At 71.1% G+C, this 18,502-nt stretch carries 17 protein-coding genes; 9 read left to right on the forward strand and 8 right to left on the reverse strand.

What is annotated here, in order from left to right; genetic code table 11:
- Window positions 1–334 precede the first annotated feature (334 nt).
- Genes ACIPWY_RS33595 through ACIPWY_RS33610 form a run of 4 tightly spaced genes read left to right on the forward strand, consistent with a single transcriptional unit; the run spans window position 335 to window position 6,747 of the window.
- Window positions 335–1,132 carry a glycosyltransferase family 2 protein gene (locus tag ACIPWY_RS33595; RefSeq protein WP_362908780.1) on the forward strand — a complete coding sequence of 266 codons (798 nt, stop codon included), beginning with the start codon at window positions 335–337 and terminating at the stop codon, window positions 1,130–1,132.
- Window positions 1,129–2,157, forward strand: coding sequence for a glycosyltransferase family 2 protein (locus ACIPWY_RS33600; protein WP_393704775.1), 1,029 nt, complete (start codon window positions 1,129–1,131; stop codon window positions 2,155–2,157). Before ACIPWY_RS33595 ends, ACIPWY_RS33600 begins: the two co-directional genes overlap by 4 nt.
- The gene (locus ACIPWY_RS33605) at window positions 2,154–2,954 is read left to right on the forward strand and encodes a polysaccharide deacetylase family protein (RefSeq protein ID WP_362908782.1); all 801 of its coding nucleotides are present in this window, start codon (window positions 2,154–2,156) and stop codon (window positions 2,952–2,954) included. Before ACIPWY_RS33600 ends, ACIPWY_RS33605 begins: the two co-directional genes overlap by 4 nt.
- Window positions 2,947–6,747 (forward strand): lipopolysaccharide biosynthesis protein, encoded by a 3,801-nt coding sequence (locus ACIPWY_RS33610; RefSeq protein WP_393704772.1) that lies wholly within the window; start codon window positions 2,947–2,949, stop codon window positions 6,745–6,747. The genes ACIPWY_RS33605 and ACIPWY_RS33610 overlap by 8 nt, the downstream gene beginning before the upstream one ends.
- 32 nt (window positions 6,748–6,779) lie before the next feature.
- Here the strand turns inward: ACIPWY_RS33610 and ACIPWY_RS33615 are convergent, their stop codons facing one another.
- Window positions 6,780–8,201 carry a xylan 1,4-beta-xylosidase gene (locus ACIPWY_RS33615; protein WP_401536301.1) on the reverse strand — a complete coding sequence of 474 codons (1,422 nt, stop codon included), beginning with the start codon at window positions 8,199–8,201 and terminating at the stop codon, window positions 6,780–6,782.
- Window positions 8,202–8,355: 154 nt separating this feature from the next.
- Here ACIPWY_RS33615 and ACIPWY_RS33620 point away from each other — a divergent pair, with 154 nt between their 5' ends.
- Window positions 8,356–9,450, forward strand: coding sequence for a DUF5925 domain-containing protein (locus ACIPWY_RS33620; RefSeq protein ID WP_362908785.1), 1,095 nt, complete (start codon window positions 8,356–8,358; stop codon window positions 9,448–9,450).
- A gap of 50 nt (window positions 9,451–9,500) precedes the next feature.
- On the opposite strand, the gene ACIPWY_RS33625 is transcribed toward ACIPWY_RS33620, so the two are convergent.
- Entirely contained in the window at window positions 9,501–9,881 is a 381-nt protein-coding gene (locus ACIPWY_RS33625) for a GntR family transcriptional regulator (protein ID WP_362908786.1), read from the reverse strand.
- 70 nt (window positions 9,882–9,951) lie between these two features.
- On the opposite strand from ACIPWY_RS33625, the gene ACIPWY_RS33630 reads away from it, so the two are divergent.
- The gene (locus tag ACIPWY_RS33630; RefSeq protein WP_401536304.1) at window positions 9,952–10,872 is read left to right on the forward strand and encodes a GNAT family N-acetyltransferase; all 921 of its coding nucleotides are present in this window, start codon (window positions 9,952–9,954) and stop codon (window positions 10,870–10,872) included.
- A complete protein-coding gene (locus ACIPWY_RS33635) occupies window positions 10,853–11,353 on the forward strand; it encodes a DUF402 domain-containing protein (protein WP_362908788.1) in 501 nt (166 codons plus the stop codon). Before ACIPWY_RS33630 ends, ACIPWY_RS33635 begins: the two co-directional genes overlap by 20 nt.
- Here the strand turns inward: ACIPWY_RS33635 and ACIPWY_RS33640 are convergent.
- The gene (locus ACIPWY_RS33640; RefSeq protein ID WP_362908789.1) at window positions 11,350–11,985 is read right to left on the reverse strand and encodes a class I SAM-dependent methyltransferase; all 636 of its coding nucleotides are present in this window, start codon (window positions 11,983–11,985) and stop codon (window positions 11,350–11,352) included. The two genes, ACIPWY_RS33635 and ACIPWY_RS33640, sit on opposite strands and share 4 nt — an antisense overlap.
- 110 nt (window positions 11,986–12,095) lie before the next feature.
- Between ACIPWY_RS33640 and ACIPWY_RS33645 the strand changes: the two genes are divergently transcribed.
- Window positions 12,096–12,242, forward strand: coding sequence for a hypothetical protein (locus ACIPWY_RS33645; RefSeq protein WP_362908791.1), 147 nt, complete (start codon window positions 12,096–12,098; stop codon window positions 12,240–12,242).
- A gap of 106 nt (window positions 12,243–12,348) precedes the next feature.
- On the opposite strand, the gene ACIPWY_RS33650 is transcribed toward ACIPWY_RS33645, so the two are convergent.
- The 4 genes from ACIPWY_RS33650 to ACIPWY_RS33665 all read right to left on the reverse strand — a co-directional run bounded on the left by ACIPWY_RS33650 (window position 12,349) and on the right by ACIPWY_RS33665 (window position 15,969).
- Window positions 12,349–12,924 (reverse strand): N-acetyltransferase, encoded by a 576-nt coding sequence (locus tag ACIPWY_RS33650; RefSeq protein WP_362908792.1) that lies wholly within the window; start codon window positions 12,922–12,924, stop codon window positions 12,349–12,351.
- 188 nt (window positions 12,925–13,112) lie between these two features.
- Window positions 13,113–14,318 (reverse strand): cytochrome P450, encoded by a 1,206-nt coding sequence (locus ACIPWY_RS33655; protein WP_393704762.1) that lies wholly within the window; start codon window positions 14,316–14,318, stop codon window positions 13,113–13,115.
- 39 nt (window positions 14,319–14,357) lie between these two features.
- Window positions 14,358–15,752: an FAD-dependent oxidoreductase gene (locus ACIPWY_RS33660; protein WP_362908795.1), complete on the reverse strand. Its 1,395-nt coding sequence runs from the start codon at window positions 15,750–15,752 to the stop codon at window positions 14,358–14,360.
- Complete coding sequence (locus ACIPWY_RS33665) at window positions 15,742–15,969, reverse strand: ferredoxin (RefSeq protein ID WP_362908796.1); 228 nt, start codon at window positions 15,967–15,969, stop codon at window positions 15,742–15,744. The genes ACIPWY_RS33660 and ACIPWY_RS33665 overlap by 11 nt, the downstream gene beginning before the upstream one ends.
- A gap of 510 nt (window positions 15,970–16,479) precedes the next feature.
- On the opposite strand from ACIPWY_RS33665, the gene ACIPWY_RS33670 reads away from it, so the two are divergent.
- Window positions 16,480–17,487: a lytic polysaccharide monooxygenase gene (locus ACIPWY_RS33670; protein WP_362909732.1), complete on the forward strand. Its 1,008-nt coding sequence runs from the start codon at window positions 16,480–16,482 to the stop codon at window positions 17,485–17,487.
- Between the two features lie 64 nt (window positions 17,488–17,551).
- Here ACIPWY_RS33670 and ACIPWY_RS33675 read toward each other — a convergent pair whose 3' ends face one another.
- Window positions 17,552–18,418 (reverse strand): esterase/lipase family protein, encoded by an 867-nt coding sequence (locus ACIPWY_RS33675; protein WP_401536309.1) that lies wholly within the window; start codon window positions 18,416–18,418, stop codon window positions 17,552–17,554.
- Between the last annotated feature and the right edge of the window lie 84 nt (window positions 18,419–18,502).

An 18,502-nucleotide genomic window follows, 5' to 3' on the forward strand; every position in this document is an offset into this window, starting at 1 on the left:
CCTCGTTGCAGGTCTTGCCATACAGTCTCAATCATCAATACCGTCGTACATCCACCCGCATCGGACCATCAATGCAATAGCGATCCAGGGGAGGGCTCAAGATCGCGATGGTCCGGCGCGGGGCGCGGTAGGGGGGTGCCGTGCTCGGTGACCGAGTTTCAGCCGAGTCGCGTGCCGCGTGGCCGATTTAGTCGATCGGTCTATTTTGCCAGCTCACCTGGCCTGTACAGAGCTGTATTTGTCATGGCCGTAGGTGAGCACCCCCCTTTCGAACCGGATAAACAATCGGACCGCCCGGGGGCGGGCGGTCCACCGGACGAGAGGGACCAGACTCATGAGTTCTTTTGTGCGTCCTGCAATACCCAGCCAGTACAGGGCGATCTCGACCCATCTCGCGATTGCGCCGCCGGTGAGCGTCGTGATCCCGGCCATGAATGAGGCGGAAAACCTTCCGTACGTCTTCAAAACACTTCCCGACTGGATCCACGAAGTGGTTCTCGTGGACGGGAATTCGACCGACAACACGGTGGAGGTCGCCCGCGAACTGTGGCCCGACGTGGTCGTCGTCCCGCAGCGCGGCAAGGGCAAGGGCGACGCCCTGATCACCGGCTTCGCTGCGTGCACGGGAGACATCATCGTGATGGTCGACGCGGACGGTTCCGCGGACGGCCAGGAGATCGTCTCCTACGTCTCCGCCCTGGTCTCGGGCGCCGACTTCGCCAAGGGCTCCCGCTTCGCCAACGGCGGCGGCACCGACGACATGACGCCGATCCGCAAGCTCGGCAACTGGGCGCTGTGCGCGGTCGTCAACAAGAAGTTCGGCGCCCGCTACACCGACCTCTGCTACGGCTACAACGCGTTCTGGAGGCGCTGCCTGGACCAGATCGACCTCGACTGCACCGGCTTCGAGGTCGAGACCCTGATGAACATCCGGGTCGTCAAGGCCGGCCTCAAGGTCCAGGAGATCCCGAGCCACGAGTACCTGCGCATCCACGGCGCGAGCAATCTGCGGGCCGTACGGGACGGGCTGCGGGTCCTCAAGGTGATCCTCAAGGAACGCTCGACCCGGCGCGCGCAGCGCCGCCGGACGCAGGCGAGCATGCTCAACACGGGCCGGGGAGAGGTGTCTTGAGCGCTCACGCCCCGCACGGCGGCGTGTCCGTCGTGATCTGCGTCTACACCGAGGACCGCTGGGAGGACATCCTCGCGGCGGTGGCCTCGGTGCGGGCGCAGTCTTTGCCGGCGCTCGAGACGCTGCTGGTGGTCGACCACAACCCGGCTCTCCTGGAGCGTCTCGGCCAGGAGTACAAGGACCACGAGAAGTCAGCCGACGTCCGCGTGCTCGCCAACGCGGGCCCGCGCGGCCTGTCGGCGGGACGCAACACGGGCATCGCCGTCTCGCGCGGCGGGATCGTCGCGTTCCTCGACGACGACGCGGTCGCGGAGCGGGACTGGCTGCGGCACTTCGCGGCCGGGTACGAGGATCCCCTGGTCATGGCGGTGGGCGGCCGCACGGAGCCCGTCTGGGCCTCGGGCCGCCGCCCCATGTGGTTCCCCGAGGAGTTCGACTGGGTCGTCGGCTGTACGTACAAGGGGCTGCCGCGCGGGAAGGTGCGGGTGCGCAACGTGCTCGGCGGGAACGCCTCGTTCCGGCGGTCCGCCTTCGACGCCGCGGGCGGCTTCGCGACGGGCATCGGCCGCGACGGCGACAAGCGGCCGCTCGGCTGCGAGGAGACGGAGCTGTGCATCCGGCTCACCCGTGCAAGGCCGGACGCGGTGCTCCTGATCGACGACCGCGCGGTGATCCACCACCGGGTCCCCGCGGGCCGCGAGCGCTTCGCCTACTTCCGCACGAGGGCGTACGCCGAGGGTCTGTCCAAGGCGCTGGTCGCGCAGAGCGTGGGCGCGGACAAGGGCCTGGAGTCCGAGCGGCGCTACGTGACACGGGTGCTGCCGGCCGGAGTTGCGCGCGGGGTACGGGACTTCGTCCTGGCGCGGCCGGGGGGCGCGGGGCGGGCCGGGGCGATCGTGGCCGGAGTCCTCACGACGGCCGGTGGGTACGCGCTCGGCAGTTTCCGGGCGCGCAGGACGGGTGCGACGTTCTCGGTCGTGGAGATCGGGGACGCGGGGGCCGCCGAGGGGGGCGGAGCGTCATGAGCACGCCTGTGCCCATCCTCATGTACCACTCGGTGGCGCGTGAGCCGAACGACGCGACGCGCGAGCTGTCGGTGACGCCCGAGGCGTTCGCCGAGCAGCTCGCGGCCGTCGCCGACCTCGGCCTCACTCCCCTGACGACCGCCGAACTCGCCGCGATCTGGCGCTCCCCCGGGCGCGCCCTGCCCGAGCGGCCCGTCCTCATCACCTTCGACGACGGATACGAGGGCGTGCACCGCCACGCCCTCCCCGTCCTCGCCAAGCACGGCTTCCCGTCGACGCTGTTCGTGTCGACGGGCTGGCTGCGCGGGGCGTACGACACCGGGGGCGGGCTCGACACGATGCTCGGCTGGCACGAGGTGCGCGCGCTCGCCGACGCCGGGACGGAGATCGGCGGGCACAGCCACACGCATCCGCAGCTCGACCAGCTCGACGACGACGCGCTCGGGTTCGAGCTGCTGCGCTGCAAGGAGATCGTCGCCGGCGAACTCGGCGCGGTGCCGGTGTCGTTCGCGTACCCGTACGGCTACTCCAGCCGGCGGGTGCGCGCCGCGGTGCGCGGGGCCGGGTTCGCCCAGTCCCTGGCCGTCGGCAACGGACTGGCACGGCGGCGGCAGGGCCCGTACGCCCTGCAGCGCGTCACCGTGCGCCGCGCCACCGGAATCGAGGAGTTCACGCGGCTCGTGGAGGGCCGCGCGATCGCCCGTAACTTCGCCAAGGACCGTGCCCTTACCAAGGGGTACGCCCTGGTCCGCAGAGCCCGACAGGTCCGCCGGAAGGCAATCCGAACCCGTGTCTGACACGACCACCGCCCAGGCCGCCACGACCCCTCCGACGACCGAGCCCCCGCAGCCGGCCGGCCGCAGACTGCGGCTGCCCGGCATGGGCTCGGGGAGCGGCAACCAGCTGTTCCGCAACGCCTATGCCCTGATGCTCAACACCGGCATCTCCGGGGTGCTCGGCGTCGGCTTCTGGCTCGCCGCGGCCCGCTACTACACGGCGGACTCGGTGGGCCAGGGCTCGGCGGCCATCGCGGCGATGAAATTCCTCGCGGGGCTGACCGCGGTGACGCTCACGGGGGCGCTGGCGCGCTTCATCCCGATCGCGGGGCGGCGCACCGGCAGTTTCATCTTCCGTACGTACGCCGGAAGTTCATTCGCCGTCGCGTGCGCGGCGCTGGTCTTCCTGCTGACGCTGGACGTGTGGGGGCCGTCGTACCGGTTCCTGCACGGCCCGCTCAACGGGCTCGGGTTCATCGCCGCCGTGGTCGCCTGGTCGCTGCTCACGCTCCAGGACGGCGTGCTGACCGGACTGCGCAGCGCACTGTGGGTGCCGGTCGGCAACACCGTCTTCTCGACGGTGAAGCTGGGCCTGCTCATCGCGTTCGCCGTGGCGATCCCCACGACCGGGGTCTTCGTCTCGTGGGTCGTGGCCATCGCGACGTCGGTGATCCCGTTGGGCTGGCTGGTGTTCCGGCGTCTGGTGCCGCGGCACGTCGAACTCACGGCGCACCGCACGGACCCGCCGACGCTGCGCGAGGTGGGCCGCTTCCTGGCGGGCGACTACACGGGCTCCCTGTTCTCGCTCGCCGTCGTCTATCTCGTCCCGGTCCTGATCGCCTCGCAGGTCAGCTCCGCCGACAACGCGTACTTCTACATCACCACCACCATCGGCGGCACCGTCAACCTGCTCGCCATCAACATGGGCGCCTCGCTCACGGTGGAGGGCTCCCACGACCCCGCGCAGCTCGCGGCCAACACCCGGGCGGCGCTGCGCCGGATGGCGCGGATCATGCTGCCGGTCTGCGGGCTGCTGTTCCTCGCGGCGCCGCTGGTCCTGCACGTCTTCGGCGACGACTACGCGCACGCGGCGACGCCGCTGCTGCGCTGGTTCGCCGTCGGCGCGGCACTGCGCGTGGTCATGGAGACGTACTTCGCGGTGCTGCGCGCGCAGAGCCGGACGGCCGGCCTCGCCTGGCTGCAGGGCCTGTTGTGCGTCCTCGTCCTCGGCCTGACGCTGCTGCTCCTGCCCCGGATGGGCCTGACGGGCGCGGGGGTCGCGGAGATCTCCAGCCTGGCCGTGATCGTGGCGCTGGCCGCGCCGAAGCTGTACCGCATCGTGCGGACCGCTCCCCCGGCCACGTCGCCCCTCGTGGCGGCCCCGGACGGCGATCTGGCCGACCTCGGCTGTTCGGACGTGGCCGCCGGGGGCAAGCGGCAGGGCCCCGGACAGGCGCTGCGCGGCACACTCGACTCGGACACCCTGCACCTCGCGGTGCAACTCAATCTGGACCATCAGGAGCGGCGCCCCGACGTGCGGCCGGGGCCCGCGACACCCGCGCACGGGACGCCGGCGGCGGGGGGCGGGGAGGACGACATGGGGCACCGGCCGACCTGGGCGCTGAAGTCCCCGTCCCCACCGACGCCGAGACCGCCCGCCGAGCCGGACCTGGAGGTGGACCTGGGCCCGGCCCCAACTTCGGCCTCCGGCACCTCTGACACGTCGGTCACCGCGGTCCTCCCCTCGGCCACGCGGGCCCCGGACGCGCCCGCCGCCCGCGGCCCGCGGGGCCGGCTCGCGCCTCTGAGCCCGCGCGTCGTCGCCCTGGGGCTGCTGCTCGTCGCCGCGCTCGGCCTGTACTGGGGACCCGTACTGGGCCTGGGCGACGGCGATCTCGACGCGATGGGCGGGCTCGGGCTCATCTCCGTGCTGCCGCCCGCGACGCTGCTGGGCGCGGCACTCCTGATCGTCGTGTTCGCGTCCCTCCTGTGGCTCGAACGCCCGCACAAATGGCTGCTGTTGCTGACCTTGGTCGCCACGGTCGTCTCGCTGCACGCGCTGCCCGCCGTGATCGAGGCGGAGCCGCGGTTCGCTACGGCGTGGCAGCACCTGGGCTTCATGGAGTACATCGACAGGACCGGCTCGGCGGTGCCCGACCTGGACGCGCGCTGGAGCTGGCCCGGGTTCTTCGCCACCGCGACGTTCGTCGCCAAGGCGTGCGGTGTCACGGACATGACCGAGGTCATCCGCTGGTGGCCGCTCGCCATGCAACTGCTCTACCTCGCGCCGATGTTCCTGCTCACGCGCTCGATGCGGGCGAGCTGGCGCGCGAAGTGGACCGGGCTGTGGATCTTCGTACTCAGCGGCTGGGTCGGCCAGGACTACTTCTCCCCGCAGGGCTTCACGTACCTCCTCTACCTGGCCTTCGTCGCCATCCTGCTGGTGTGGTTCCGGGCGCCGCGGGTGCTGTGGACCAAGCGGCGGCCCGGCGAGCTGGAGGTCGAACCCACCGACCGGCGCCAGCGGGCGGTACTGCTGCTCGTCCTGATCGGCCTGTTCGCGGCGACGGTCCCGGCCCATCAGCTCACCCCGTTCGTGATGCTCGGGGTCCTCGCGGTCCTGGTGCTCGTGGGCCGCTCCGAGCTGCGCGGTCTGCCGATCCTGTTCGCGGTCCTGGTCGCGGTATGGGTCTCGTTCCTCGCCGAGCCGTACTGGTCGGGCCACTTCGACGAGCTGTTCGGCGGGCTCGGCGGCGTCGGCGGCAATGTGTCGTCGTCGGTCTCCGGGCGTATCCAGGGCGGCAGTTCGGCTCACAAACTCGTCCTCTACGCGCGCGTGCTGCTCGCCGGCGGCGTGATGGCGTTCGCGTGCTGGGGCTGGTGGCGGCGGCGCGACGCCAAGTACCGGGAGCGCTCCCTCCTCGTCCTGACGTTCGTCCCGTTCCTGGGCTTCGGCATGCAGTCGTACGGCGGCGAGATGGCGCTGCGCGTCTTCATGTTCGCGCTGCCGGGCGCCGCGCTGCTCGCCGGCCTCGCGCTGTTCCCGCGCACCGGGGTCACCGCGAAGGAACGCGACCGCGACCGGGTGAGCCTCGCGCCGCTCGCCGCGCTGATGGCCGGCCTGATCCTGATGGGCGGCTTCCTCGTGGCGCGCTGGGGCAACGAGGCGTTCGAGCGGGTCAGGCCGGGCGAGGTCGCGGCCATGGACTACGTCTACGCACACGACGACCCGACGGTCCGCCTCCTGTGGATGAGCAACGACACCGTCGACAACGTCACGCCCGCGCTGCCCTGGGGCACCCGTGACATGGAGAAGGTGCAGTACGTTCCCACACTCGCGCCCGTCGACCCGGTGCTCGTCTCCAGCCTGGTGAAGGCGCTCAAGGACGCGGGCCCCAACTCGTACCTCATGATCAACAAGAGTCAGGTCGTCTATCTGCAGATGGACGTCGGGTACGCGAAGACCTGGCAGACGCGGCTGATCCACAACCTCGACGACCGCCAGGAGCTGACGAAGGTCCTCGTCAACGACGACGTCACGATGTACGCGCTGCGCAAGCAGCCGAGCGGCCAGGTCCCGAAGGCCGAGCCGGGGCCGATCGGCCCGCAGATCACCTGGACCCCGTGGTCCGTGGTGGGCGGCCTCGCGGCGGTCGCCCTGGTCCTGCTGCTCGGGGCGCGCGAGATCGTGCGGGTGGCGGTGCGGCCGGGCGTGCGGCAACTGCGCTGGCTGCAGAGCACCTTCTGGTTCTCGCTGCCGCTGCTCGCGGTGCTGCTCGCCTCCATCGTCCAGAGGTTCCTGACGATGGCGTAGGCCCTTGCACGACGGGAGGTGGCTCGGGCGGACTACTTCCGCTCGAGCCACTTCAGTTCGTACGCACCCATCTCGAACCGCTTCCCGTCGACCTGCGCGCTGATCTTCCGGTTCAGGGTGTTCACCACGAGGACGGTCTTGTCGTCGGCGAGCACCCGCACGTTCGGTACGTCGTCCGCGGCGACCGGCACCGTCTCGTACGTGGTGCCTGGCGGGAACGCCTTGTGGAAGCGGGAGATCAGGTCGTACATGGGCAGCTTCGCGCCGCCGTCGCCCGACTGCGTCGGCGTCCACAGACAGCCGGCGCACGTCGCGCCCGTCTCCTCCTCCGGGTTCCAGTAGAAGCCGGACGACGCGCCGCCCTTGGCCATCGCGACCAGGCCGGACGCCTGGACGGCGACGCGGTGCGACTCGCTCCAGCCCTTGCGGTCGTCGTTCCGGTCGCCGGGCTCCACGTAGTACTCGGCCCACCACAGGGGCAGGTCACCGGTCTGCCGCTCCACCCACTCGCCGACGGCGGTGAGCTTGTCGGTGGCCTTGAACTCGTCGGGCAGCAGCTCGTCGTCGACGGTGTAGCTGGAGCCGTCCACGACGACGAAGTCGGCGCCCGCCTTGTTCTTGTTCCAGTAGTCGAAGGCGTCGAGGACGCGCTGGTCCATGCTGCCCCAGGGCCCCTTCACGTCCGCCGACGCGTTCTCGGTCTGGCGCGGGTCGACGCTGTCCATCACCAGGTAGGGCCCGCCGACCATGATGTCCTTGTCGACCTTCTTGAGGGCCTTGTAGACGAGGTTGTACAGCTCCGTGTAGCCCTCGTAGTCCCAGCGCTGCTTCCCGTTGTTCCAGAAGCCCTTGAACTCGTTCCACACGATGAAGTGCCGCACGTCCGGGTAGCGCTTGGCGACCGTCGCGGCGAGCGCGGCGAAGTCCTTGTAGTGCGCGCGGTCGGGCGCGGTCTCCAGGGACTGCTGGCTCCAGTCCGTGTTGTCGACCCCCGCCTTGCCGCCCTTCATCCAGTCCGGGGAGCAGCACAGGGTGACGACGGGGGTGCCGCCCGACTTCCTGATGAAGTCGATCCTGCGGTCCATCTCGTCGAAGTCGTAACGGCCCTCGACGGGCTCCGGGTTCCCCGCGCCCCAGCCCATGATGTGCTGGATCTGCGGAACCCCCTGGCCGGAGAGCAGGTCCTCGACCCGCCGCGTCGCGCCGCCGTCGCCCTCGTCCGCGCTGTACTGCGTGTGCGTGAAGCCCCACCCGACCGCCGGGCCCCGCTGTCCCTGGTCGGACGGGGAGCCGTGCACCTTGTCACCCGCGCTCGTGGTGCCCCTGTCGTCGGCCCGGTCGTTCGGCAGTGTGCTGATCACCGTCAGCACCAGGGCCAGAGCGGCCGCCCCCACGCCGAGCAGAGCGGTGAGCCGCCACCGCTGTGCCCCCGAATTCCACCCATGACGTGCCATCAAGGGCAAGAGTAACTACGGTCGTTCGCGGAGGGACAGACTCCGCTGCGACAGCGTTGTAACGGTGCGCGGGGCCGGGACGCCGTGCGGGCAGGCGTGTGACGCGCTGCGGAAATCCCGTGCGGGAGCGCCGTACGTGGCGGATCATGGCGGCATGTCTGGGAACCCACACGACGCGCTGCCGATCCGGCTCAACGTCGACGACAGCGACTCTCCTGCCGACGTCGTCGACGCGCTGTTCCTCGGCCGTTTCACGACGGGCGAGCAGCCGCACTCGCACGCGGCGAACATCGACCGGGTGCGGTCGGGGGCCACCCTCCTGCCGCCCGACGCGGTGGTCCTGCGCTCCGCGCGCGACGACGACCGCAGCGCGACGCTCGCCGAGGGCGACGGCTGGACCGTCCTCGTCTCCCGCTGGAACAGGGGCGCCGACGTCACGGTGACGGCGACCACGCCGGAGCTCGCCGAGAAGGTGCTCGGGCAGGCCACCGACGGCGCCGCCGACGAACCCGAACCCCAGCCGGAGAACGTGACGATGGGGTTCTGGTACGTCTCGCCCCGGCGCGGGCCGCATCGCACCACGCGGCAGATCTCGGCCGGTACGTGGGAGGAGGTGCGGGAGAACTACACGGCGCCGGTCGCAGGGGTCATGGACCAGCTGATGAAGACGACCCCGGAGGACATCGCGGGCCGGCTCCTCCTGCTGCACGGGCCGCCCGGCACGGGCAAGACGTCGGCGCTGCGCACCCTGGCCCGGTCCTGGCGCGACTGGTGCCAGGTGGACTGCGTACTCGACCCGGAGCGGCTGTTCTCCGACGTCGGCTATCTCATGGACATCGCGATCGGCGAGGACGACGGCACGGCGAAGGGCCGCTGGCGCCTCCTCCTCCTGGAGGACTGCGACGAGCTGATCCGCGGCGAGGCCAAGCACACGGCGGGGCAGGCACTCTCACGCCTGCTCAACCTGACGGACGGCCTGCTCGGGCAGGGGCGGAACGTCCTGGTCGGCGTCACGACGAACGAGGACCTGGAGCGCCTCCACCCGGCGGTCGTACGCCCCGGCCGCTGCCTGGCCCGTATCGAGGTCGGGCCTCTGACCCACCGCGAGTCGGTGAACTGGCTCGGCAGCGAGGAGGGCGTGAGCCGGGACGGCGCGACACTCGCGGAGCTGTACGCACTGCGCCGCGGCACCAGCCCGGCCTCGGTCCCCGACCCGCGCGAGTCGGCGGACGCGGGGCTGTACTTGTAGGCGCGGACTGCGTGTGGTCGTAGGCGCAGGGTTGCGCTTCCGGCTTCCCGCTAACCCTTGTCCCCGTACGACGCCCGCAGCGCGTCCCGTACCGCGGCGAGCGCCTGCGGTTCGGAGAGGCCGAGGCGGTGGGCCCGTTCCGCGAACGCGGCGGCCGCCACCGAGGCCTCCCGGGCCGAGGCGTCACCCGCGGCGGCGACGAACGTGCCGTTGCGGCCGCGCGTCTCGATCACGCCGTCCGACTCGAGCGCCCGATACGCCTTGGCCACCGTGTTCGCGGCCAGGCCGAGCGTCTCGGCGAGCCCGCGCACCGTCGGCAGTTTGTATCCCACGGGCAGGGTCCCGGAGAGGGCCTGCCCGGCGATCTGGGCCCGTACCTGTTCGTAGGGCGCCGTCGCCGCGCCCGCATCGATGTCGATCTTCAAGGTCACGCGCCGATTGTCCCGCACCGGGGAAAAATGGGAGGCACCCCGGCGCGACCCGCGCGTAGCGTGCGGCCGTATGACTGTGATCGTCCGGGCCCTGCGCCCCGAAGACGCCGCGGAGTTCGCCCGGGTGCGCCGCGCCGCGCTGCCCTCCATGCTCGCGACCGCCGATTCGGTCGCCTTCGATCTGGCGCACGCCCATCCGGACGCCCGGTACCGGCCGCTGGTCGCCGAGGCCGACGGCGAGGTCGTCGGCACGGCGCAGGTCGGGATCGCGTACGACAGTCCGGACCCGGGGCAGGGCTATGTGAACGTCTATGTGGACCCGGGGCGCCGTGGGCTCGGGGCCGGGTCCCTGATCGTGCGCGCGGCGGAGGAGTATCTCGCCGCCGAGGGCGCCGTCGCCGTCTACTCGTGGGTGCTCGACACTCCGCGGGACCTGGCGTTCGCCGCCCGCCGCGGCTACCGCGCGAGCCGCTCCGCCCATTTCCTCCGCCTCGACCTGGCGCACGGCGCGCTGCCGCCGCTCGCCGCGCCGCCGGCCGGAGTGACGCTGCTGACCGGCGCGGACTTCGCGGACGACCCGCGTCCCCTGTTCGACCTGGACGCGGAGACGGTCAGCGACGAACCGAGCGACGTGGCCACGGAGTTCACGGACTACGAGCACTGGCTCGACGAGACCTGGCACCATCCGCTGACCGACCACGGGCTGACGTCGGTCGCCGTGGCCGGCGGCCGGCCCGTGGCGTTCAGCCTGGCCCGCACCGACGACGAAACCCGCTACACGTCGGGCATGACGGGCACCGCACGGGAGTTCCGCGGACGGGGCCTGGCCAAGCTCGCCAAGAACGACTCCCTGCACCGCGCCCGCAAGGCCGGCATCACGGAGGCGTTCACGGGCAACGACGCGGGGAACGGCCCGATGCTCGCGATCAACAAATGGTTCGGCTACGAGATCTGCGCCTCGGAGGTACGCCATGTCCGCCCCCTCACCTGAGCCGGCCGAGGCCTTCGAGGTGGTCATCGTCAAGGCGGGCCGGCTCAAGATCCGTTACCCCGCTGATGTCGTCCGTGACGACGGCACGCGCGTGACCGTCACCGCCGCCTGGGCCTCCCCCGGGGTCAGGGACTTCGGCTTCGTGCGCTTCGAGCCGGGCGACGTCTTCACCGAGCACTACTGGCGGGACCGGTGGTACGCGGTCAAGGAGGCGCGCACCGGCGCCGGCACGCTCAAGGGCTGGTACTGCGACGTGACCCGGCCGGCGGTCCGCGAGGGCGGCGAGCTCCGCGTGGAGGATCTCGACCTCGACCTGTGGGTCTCGGCGGACGGCAGTGACGTACTGCGCCTCGACGAGGACGAGTTCGCGGCGAGCGGGCTCGCGGCGAGCGACCCGCACGCCGCGGCGGCCGCGCTCCGCGCCCTCGACGACCTCGAACTCCTCGCGCGCACCGAGGGGTTCGGCCGGCTGCTCGCCTAGCGCTTACGCGTCGCGACCACCGCGTACCGGTCGTCCTCGACCTGCCTCCCCCACAACAGCGCGTCGCCGGAGAGCCGTTCGTGCCGGACGTGGGCGGCGAGCGGGGCGAGGGCGCCGGTGAGCCGGGCCGCCGGGATGCCGACGGGGCTGAGCGTTCCCCAGACGCCCTCCACCAGGATCAGCCGCCCGCCGGGGCGCAGCAGCGAGAGCCAGTGCGCGAGGGCGCCGTCGAGGTCGGGCAGTGTCCACGCGACGTGCCGCACGAGTATGACGTCGAAGGTCCCGCCCGCGACGGGCGGCGCCGCGGCGTCCCCGGCGAGCACCCGCGCGGCGCGGCCCGCGAGCTTGGCGCGCGCGAGGTCCACCATGGCGGGCGACAGGTCGACCGCGGTCACGCTGTGCCCCTGGTCGGTGGCGAGCAGCGACATGCTGCCCGTGCCGCAGCCCAGGTCGAGCACGTCACAGGGGTGGTCCGGCAGCCAGTCCCGCAGGCGCGCGGCCCAGGCCCCGCGCACGGCGGGATCACGCAGGCCGTGGTCGGGTTCGTCGTCGAACGCGGCGGCCTCGGCGTCCCAGTCGACCGGCTCGAGGGGCGCCATGTCCCGATTCGTGGTGTCCTCGCTCGTCGTCATGCCCAGATCGTGACACCTGCCACTGACAATCACGCTTCGATGCGGCACGCTCCGGGGAACACGTCTACAGCGGTACCGCAGTGGAACCGGGGTAGGCACAGGAGGCAGTCATGCGCCGTGTGACCATCAACAAGCCCGTGGCGAAGACCAGCACCACCCGCCGGCAGCAGTACGACGAAGACTCCGCTGCCGAGCGCCGCCGCGACCGTCCGGAAGTGCGCAAGGACATCCGGCGCACGTGGTGGCCCGACGAGTGAGCGGGCCGGGTGGCCGGCCGCCCGGCCAAGGGCGGCCGCAACCCCTCTGCGGCTCGGACTCCGGAACGTCGCCGCTTCGAACGCCCGGCGTCATTCACGCCCGGCGTCACCCCTCGCTGCGGAAGTCCAGCATGCAGAAGACCTTGTCGTAGCGGCGTTCGCCGACGGCGACGAAATCGGGCAGTCGGCCGTATTCGGTGAAGCCCAACGACCGGTAGAGGCTCAGGGCGTTGCTGTTGTCGCCCCGTGCGTCCAGAGTCAGGACCTCGATTCCCGCCCGCCTGGCGTCCGCGACCAACGCAGCCGTCAGGGCCCGGCCGACTCCGCGGCCTTGGGCCGCGGAGTCCACCGCGATCTTCTCCACGTCTGCGTGCGGGCGGTGTGTGGGCCTCGCATAGCGCTGCCAGTAGCCCAGCCCGACCAGTTGACGGCCGATGTACGCGGCGCGCAGGGCGGCGTTGCCGGCGTGCGCCTCTGAGGTGACGTGGTCGAGGAGTTCGGCGACCTCGTCCCGCGACGGAGGATCGACCCACCCGAGGGCGGCACCTCCCCGGACCAGGTCCGCCAGGATCCGGTGGGCCGACTCTTCGAACCGCGCGCCGAGATCCGGATCGGACATCACCTCCGCGGCGTCAAGGACGATGGGCTCGCGGGTCCCGTTGCCGGTGATGGCCGTATCCATGACGAGCAGCCTAATCAGCGACGACCTGCCAGCATCCGGGGAGCCCCCATTGCGCCCGCATCGCCCTGATGGACGTCAGCCCACCCGGTCCACGAGTGGACCCACAGCGGCCACGCAGTGTCACGATTCCGCGGGGGCCCCGATGCCGCCACCGGCGTTCTCCTCAGCCGGCCGTTCATCAGTGGTGCTCAGTCCGCCAGCCCCTCGATGGCCACAGGAAGACGGCGCGGGCCGCGCAGCACCGCGTTGGCACGGTACGGCGGCGGGTCCTCGAGCAGCCGGGAGAACTTGACCCGGCGAAAGAGTTCGGGCACAGCCAGATGGAGTTCCATGCGGGCGAGAGGGGCGCCGAAGCAGTAGTGGATGCCGGTGTAGAAGCCCAGGTGCTCATTGTCCTTGCGGTCGGGGTCGAACCGGTCGGGGTCCTCGAAGCGCCGGGGATCGCGGTTGGCCGCGGCCACCATGAGCCAGACCGGAGAGCCCTTGGGGATGGTGGTGTCGGCGATGTCGATGTCGGCCAGGGCGGTGGTCCACGGGACGAACTGGACCGGGGGCTCGTACCGCAGCACTTCCTCGACGATGGGGACGGCCAACTCCGGGTCCTTCTGGAACCGCTCGAGGATGTCGGGGTGGCGCAGCAGCGTGAGGGTCGTATTGGTGATCGCGTTGACGGTGGTCTCGTGGCCGGCGACCAGGAGCAGCACCGCGGTGGCCTCCAGGTCCGCCGGTGTCATGTCGGGGGCGAGCGCGCTGAGCATCCCGGGGCCTGGGTGGCGGCGTTTGGTCTCGATCAGCTCTGCCAGGTAGGCGCCCAGCTCCTGGCGTGCCCGCTGTGCCTTTTCAGCGCCGCCGTCGTCGCCGGAGCCGGGATCGAGCGACGACGCCAGGGCATCGGCCCAGGAGTGGAAGAGCGGTTCGTCCTCGCGCGGCACGCCCAGGACCTTGCAGATGGCAGTGACGGGAAGGGGGTAGGCGAAGTCCTCGACGATGTCGACCTGGTCCTTGCCTTCGAAGGCGTCGAGCAGCTCGGTGACGACCTCGGCCAGCTCTCCGCGCAGGCCGTCGAGGAATCTGGGGCTGTGCGGGGGGCCGAACGGCCGGTTGATCGTGTCGCGCAGCCGGTCGTGCACGGGCGGGTCGGTGAAGATGAAGCTGGGCGGCAGGCCACCCTCCGCCGGTTGCCCGGGGCGTTCATGGCCGGCTGGGCGGTTGCTCGTGTCGTTGCTCAGCCGCGGGTCGTTGGCCAGGCTCCGCACCTCGTAGTAGGTGCTGACCACGTAGGTGCCGTCGTCCTCGCGTCTGACCGGAGTCTTGCGCAGCTCCGCGTAGAGCGGGTACGGATCGGCGCGATTGGCGTAGTCGGTGATCTGAGCGACGATACTTCCGGACGTCATGCTGACTCCTGAGGGCTCCGGGCGGTACAGGGCAGGTGATCAGGCATGCGACGGAACGAACACGACGCGCCGCTCGCTCGGCGAGTGGCCCGTCAGCGTGACCGTGGCCCCGTGGGTGGGCAGATGGGGGTCGGGGAAGGCCGGGTCGATCGGATGCAGCGTCTCGGTCCGGCGGTCGACCGCGCGGTACTCCGGCGGGAACGGGGCGCCGGACGCGATCTGCTGCTCGTAGAACCCCAGCCACTTGGCTCCGTCGAAGGCGGCGGCGGCGACGATGCGGCCGCGGTACCCGTACACCGCGACGAACCGCTCCTCGGCGAGCGCCCCCTGGGCGACGACCAGCTGGTCGCCCAGCGTGGGAACGCCCACCGACTTGATGTTGACACCGAACTGGGTGGACCAGAACATCGGCAGCCACAGGTGCGGACGGCGATCCGGACCGGCACAGATCATGTTGTGGGCGGCGATCTCGGCCTGTTCGACAGCGTTACCCCAGTGCTCCAGCGCCAGGAACTGGTAGTCGAACAGCGGGTGGGGGCTGCGTGCGACATCACCGGCGGCGTAGATGTCGTCGGTGACGATGCCGTTGATGTCGAACACCCGGCACCCTGCGTCGCACGCGATGCCCCGGGGACCCGCGGCCACTCCCGAGCCGGCGAGCCATTCCGTGTTCCGCATGGCCCCGAGCGAGACGACCGCCACCTCCACGTCGATCACCGCACCGTCCGACAGATGGGCGCGCTTGAGCCGTCCCACATCGTCGCCTTCGAGGGCGGTGACGCTGACCCCGCAGCGCAGGTCGACTCCGTGCTTGCGCTGCAGCCGCTCCGCGACCGAGCCGATCACTCCGCCGAGGGCGCCCACCAGCGGCGCCGGGCCGCGTTCGGCGACTGTGACCTCGAGGCCGAGCTCCCGGCAGGCGGAGGCGACCTCGGAGCCCGTGAAACCGGCGCCGATCACCAGCACCCGGGACACACCCCCGGTCAGCTTCCGTAGCAGGCGGGCGGAGTCGTCGCGGGTACGCAGCACGAACACCCCGTCCAGCGCGGCCTCCTCCGGGTGGAACCAAGGGCGCGCTCGGGTCCCCGTGGTGATCAGCAGGCGGTCGTAGGGGACGGTGTCGCCGTTCGTCAGGCGTACCTGCTTGGCGTCCCGGTCCAGGCCCTCGGCGGCGACGCCCAGTCGCCACTCGGCATCGATGTCCCGCCGCCGCGGAAGCGCGGTGTCCTCGGGCCGTGCCCGCCCGAGCAGTGCCTGCTTGGACAGCGGCGGCCGGTCGTAGGGCTCGTACGGCTCGTCGCCGATCATGGTCAGCGATCCGGTGAAGCCCTGCTCGCGCAAGGTCTCCGCCGCGCGCAGACCGGCCAGCGAGGCACCGACCACGACAATGCGGCCCTCGCGCCGCAGGACCTCGACGTCCGTGTCAGCCGACATGGGGCTCCACCCGCTTCGTCGGCTCATCGGAGTAGTCGACGAGGATGGCCTGGACCGGGCAGGCGGCAGCGGCCTTCTCCACCCGGTCACGCTGCGCCTCGTCGAAGCGAGGGGAGAACAGCAGCGACTCTTCCCCGTGCAGGGCGAAGACGTCCGGGGCGAGGAAGACGCACTGTGCGAACCCCTGGCACCGGTTGAGATCGACGACAAGCCTCATTGGAATCCGCTCCCTGCACGGGCTGCGGTGGCCGAGCCCCGCAGCCGTCTGCGCTCGGTCCATGCGGGCGGCAAGCACCCCTCGTCTTCAGGTTCAGCCCCCCGCCCAGGTCTCGCAACGGGAGGCGGCGCTGGAAGACCAGGCCTCGCTCGATGCGCCGGTCGACCGATCCCACCCGGCCACGGCGATCTCTTGCACCGTGGGGGCCTCCGTGATCGGCGATGCGGGCGTGTATCACAGCGAGCACCGACCGCTGGCGCTCCGTGATGGCCCAAGACCGTCGGGCGCGGGTCACCGTTTCTCCTCAGCCTGCCGGCGCAGGCCATCGGGCTCTGCGCAAACGCCCAGTCTGAGCCCCCGATTAGCCCTCCCTTAACCGCACCATAAAGATCGCCATCACCTGCCCTCAGCAGGCGATTTCGCGGTTTTCAGGGGCTAGCTTTCTCACCGCCGGGGCCGTCGTCGCGGCCCTTCCCCCCACCCCTGAACCGCCGTTGAGGAGTTCCACTCATGACAGTTCGCCGCAAGGTCGCCGCGTTCGCCGTCGCAGGTGCCGTTCCGTTCGCCCTGACCGCGCTGGCCGCCGCGCCCGCGTCGGCGCACGGCTCGATGACGGATCCGGTCAGCCGCGTCTCCGCCTGCTACGCGGAGGGCCCGGAGAGCCCGCAGTCGGCGGCGTGCAAGGCCGCGGTCGCGGCCAGTGGCGCGCAGGCCTTCTACGACTGGAACGCGGTCAACATCGCGAACGCCGCGGGCAAGTCGAAGGAGATCATCCCCGACGGCAAGCTGTGCAGCGCGGGCAACGACAAGTACAAGGGGCTCGATCTTCCGCGCGCCGACTGGCCGTCGAGCCCGATGTCGGCGGGGAGCCACACCTTCCACTACAAGGGAACGGCCCCGCACAAGGGCTCGTTCGAGCTGTACATCACCAAGGACTCGTACGACCCGGCGAAGCCGCTGAAGTGGTCCGACCTGGAGGCGCAGCCCTTCGTCAAGGTCACCGACCCGAAGATGGAGAACGGCGACTACGTCTTCGACGGTGACGTCCCGGCGCGGTCGGGCCGCCACCTCATCTACTCGATCTGGCAGCGGTCCGACTCCCCCGAGGCCTTCTACACCTGCTCCGACGTGGTGTTCGGCAAGGACAGCGGGGCCGGTGCGGCCGCTCCCGCCGCGTCCGCGCCCTCCGACCAGGAGATCGCGGACGGCGCCGGCAAGTCGTCCGTGGAGCACCACCACGGTGGCGCCGGTGACGCCGGTGCCGGCGCGGAGCCGCAGGCCGAGGAGTCCGCGGCCCCCGCCGCCGACGCCGCCGACGACTCGACGGGTGGCAACGGGCCCGAGCCGAAGGGCGGCGCCGCGAAGCCGCTCGCCGACGAGAACCTCGCCGAGACCGGCGGCGACAGCACCACCCCGTACATCGCGATGGGCGGCGCCGCGGTTCTGGCGGTCGGTGCCGCGACGATGTTCGCGTCGGTGCGGCGCCGCTCCGTGGCGGGCGGGCGCCACAGCCGCTGACGTCCTTGAGGACCGGGCCGCCGCTTTCCGGGGGAAGCGGCGGCCCTTTCGCGCCCTGGTGCCGTCAACTGATCACGGACGCGCAGGTGGTGGGGGTGGCGTGGGCCGGGTCGAGGGCGTTGGCGACCTCGTGGAAGGCGACACGGTCGATGGTGCCGATGGCGACGTGCTCGGACAGGTCGACGGCGCACAGGTCCTGGAGCTTGACGTTGTGGACGTCGGGGCCGCTCAGGAACTGGGTGGCGTAGGGGGTGACGACCTCGTCGTACTTGGTCGCGATGACGGTGTAGTGGACACCGGGGACGGTGTCCCCGCCCTGGTTGAGCCTGGTGATGAACGGGGAGCCCGCCATCTGGTCGGCGAGGCCGGGGGTGGCGAGGGTCAGCAGGTCGGCGGCCCCGGGGAAGTACGGCAGGAGATTCGTCAGGCCGTTCAGGGTGGTGCCGTGGTTGTCGGGTGCGATGCCGACGAGGGAGTTCACCTTCGCGGCGCCGCCGAGGAACTTGAGGTAGTAGCGGGGCATCATGCCGCCCTGTGAGTGGCCGACGAGGTCGGCCTTGGGGGCGCCGGTGGCGGCGAGCACCTTGTCGACGAAGGTGTCGAGTTGTCCGGCCGATTTGTCGATGGGGCCGAGACCGTTGAAGAACGGGACGCCGGGCAGTTGTCCGTAGTCGAGGGAGAAGACGCAGTAGCCGCGGTTCACCAGGTAGGGGGCGAGGACCAGCCAGTTGTCGACGGAGTTCCCGAAGGTGCCGTGGACGAGGACGACGGGGCGCGGGTGGGCGGCGGAGGGTTTGCAGGAGTAGTTGTTCCAGCCGCTGGTGGGAGCGGAGTCCGCGTGGGCGGCGGCGGGGACGGTGGTGGCCGCGGCCGTGAGCAGCAGGGCCGCGGTCAGGGATCTGACCGCACGTTTCCAGTTCCGGGGCAGCATCGTGTGATCTCCTTGCGGCTCAAGGGAGTTGCGATGTGGGGTGCGTGCCCTGTGATCCGGATCACGAGGATGCCGTACTGCCAG

This window comes from Streptomyces sp. NPDC090032, from assembly GCF_044748025.1.
GTDB lineage: Bacteria > Actinomycetota > Actinomycetes > Streptomycetales > Streptomycetaceae > Streptomyces.

Excerpts from the sequence above, each read along its gene's own strand:
- ACIPWY_RS33595 (WP_362908780.1), top strand. The coding sequence starts at position 335 with ATGAGTTCTTTTGTGCGTCCTGCAATACCCAGCCAGTACAGGGCGATC.
- ACIPWY_RS33605 (WP_362908782.1), top strand. The coding sequence starts at position 2,154 with ATGAGCACGCCTGTGCCCATCCTCATGTACCACTCGGTGGCGCGTGAG.
- ACIPWY_RS33615 (WP_401536301.1), bottom strand. The coding sequence starts at position 8,201 with ATGGCACGTCATGGGTGGAATTCGGGGGCACAGCGGTGGCGGCTCACC.
- ACIPWY_RS33620 (WP_362908785.1), top strand. The coding sequence starts at position 8,356 with ATGTCTGGGAACCCACACGACGCGCTGCCGATCCGGCTCAACGTCGAC.
- ACIPWY_RS33630 (WP_401536304.1), top strand. The coding sequence starts at position 9,952 with ATGACTGTGATCGTCCGGGCCCTGCGCCCCGAAGACGCCGCGGAGTTC.
- ACIPWY_RS33635 (WP_362908788.1), top strand. The coding sequence starts at position 10,853 with ATGTCCGCCCCCTCACCTGAGCCGGCCGAGGCCTTCGAGGTGGTCATC.
- ACIPWY_RS33640 (WP_362908789.1), bottom strand. The coding sequence starts at position 11,985 with ATGACGACGAGCGAGGACACCACGAATCGGGACATGGCGCCCCTCGAG.
- ACIPWY_RS33645 (WP_362908791.1), top strand. The coding sequence starts at position 12,096 with ATGCGCCGTGTGACCATCAACAAGCCCGTGGCGAAGACCAGCACCACC.
- ACIPWY_RS33650 (WP_362908792.1), bottom strand. The coding sequence starts at position 12,924 with ATGGATACGGCCATCACCGGCAACGGGACCCGCGAGCCCATCGTCCTT.
- ACIPWY_RS33655 (WP_393704762.1), bottom strand. The coding sequence starts at position 14,318 with ATGACGTCCGGAAGTATCGTCGCTCAGATCACCGACTACGCCAATCGC.
- ACIPWY_RS33660 (WP_362908795.1), bottom strand. The coding sequence starts at position 15,752 with ATGTCGGCTGACACGGACGTCGAGGTCCTGCGGCGCGAGGGCCGCATT.
- ACIPWY_RS33665 (WP_362908796.1), bottom strand. The coding sequence starts at position 15,969 with ATGAGGCTTGTCGTCGATCTCAACCGGTGCCAGGGGTTCGCACAGTGC.
- ACIPWY_RS33670 (WP_362909732.1), top strand. The coding sequence starts at position 16,480 with ATGACAGTTCGCCGCAAGGTCGCCGCGTTCGCCGTCGCAGGTGCCGTT.
- ACIPWY_RS33675 (WP_401536309.1), bottom strand. The coding sequence starts at position 18,418 with ATGCTGCCCCGGAACTGGAAACGTGCGGTCAGATCCCTGACCGCGGCC.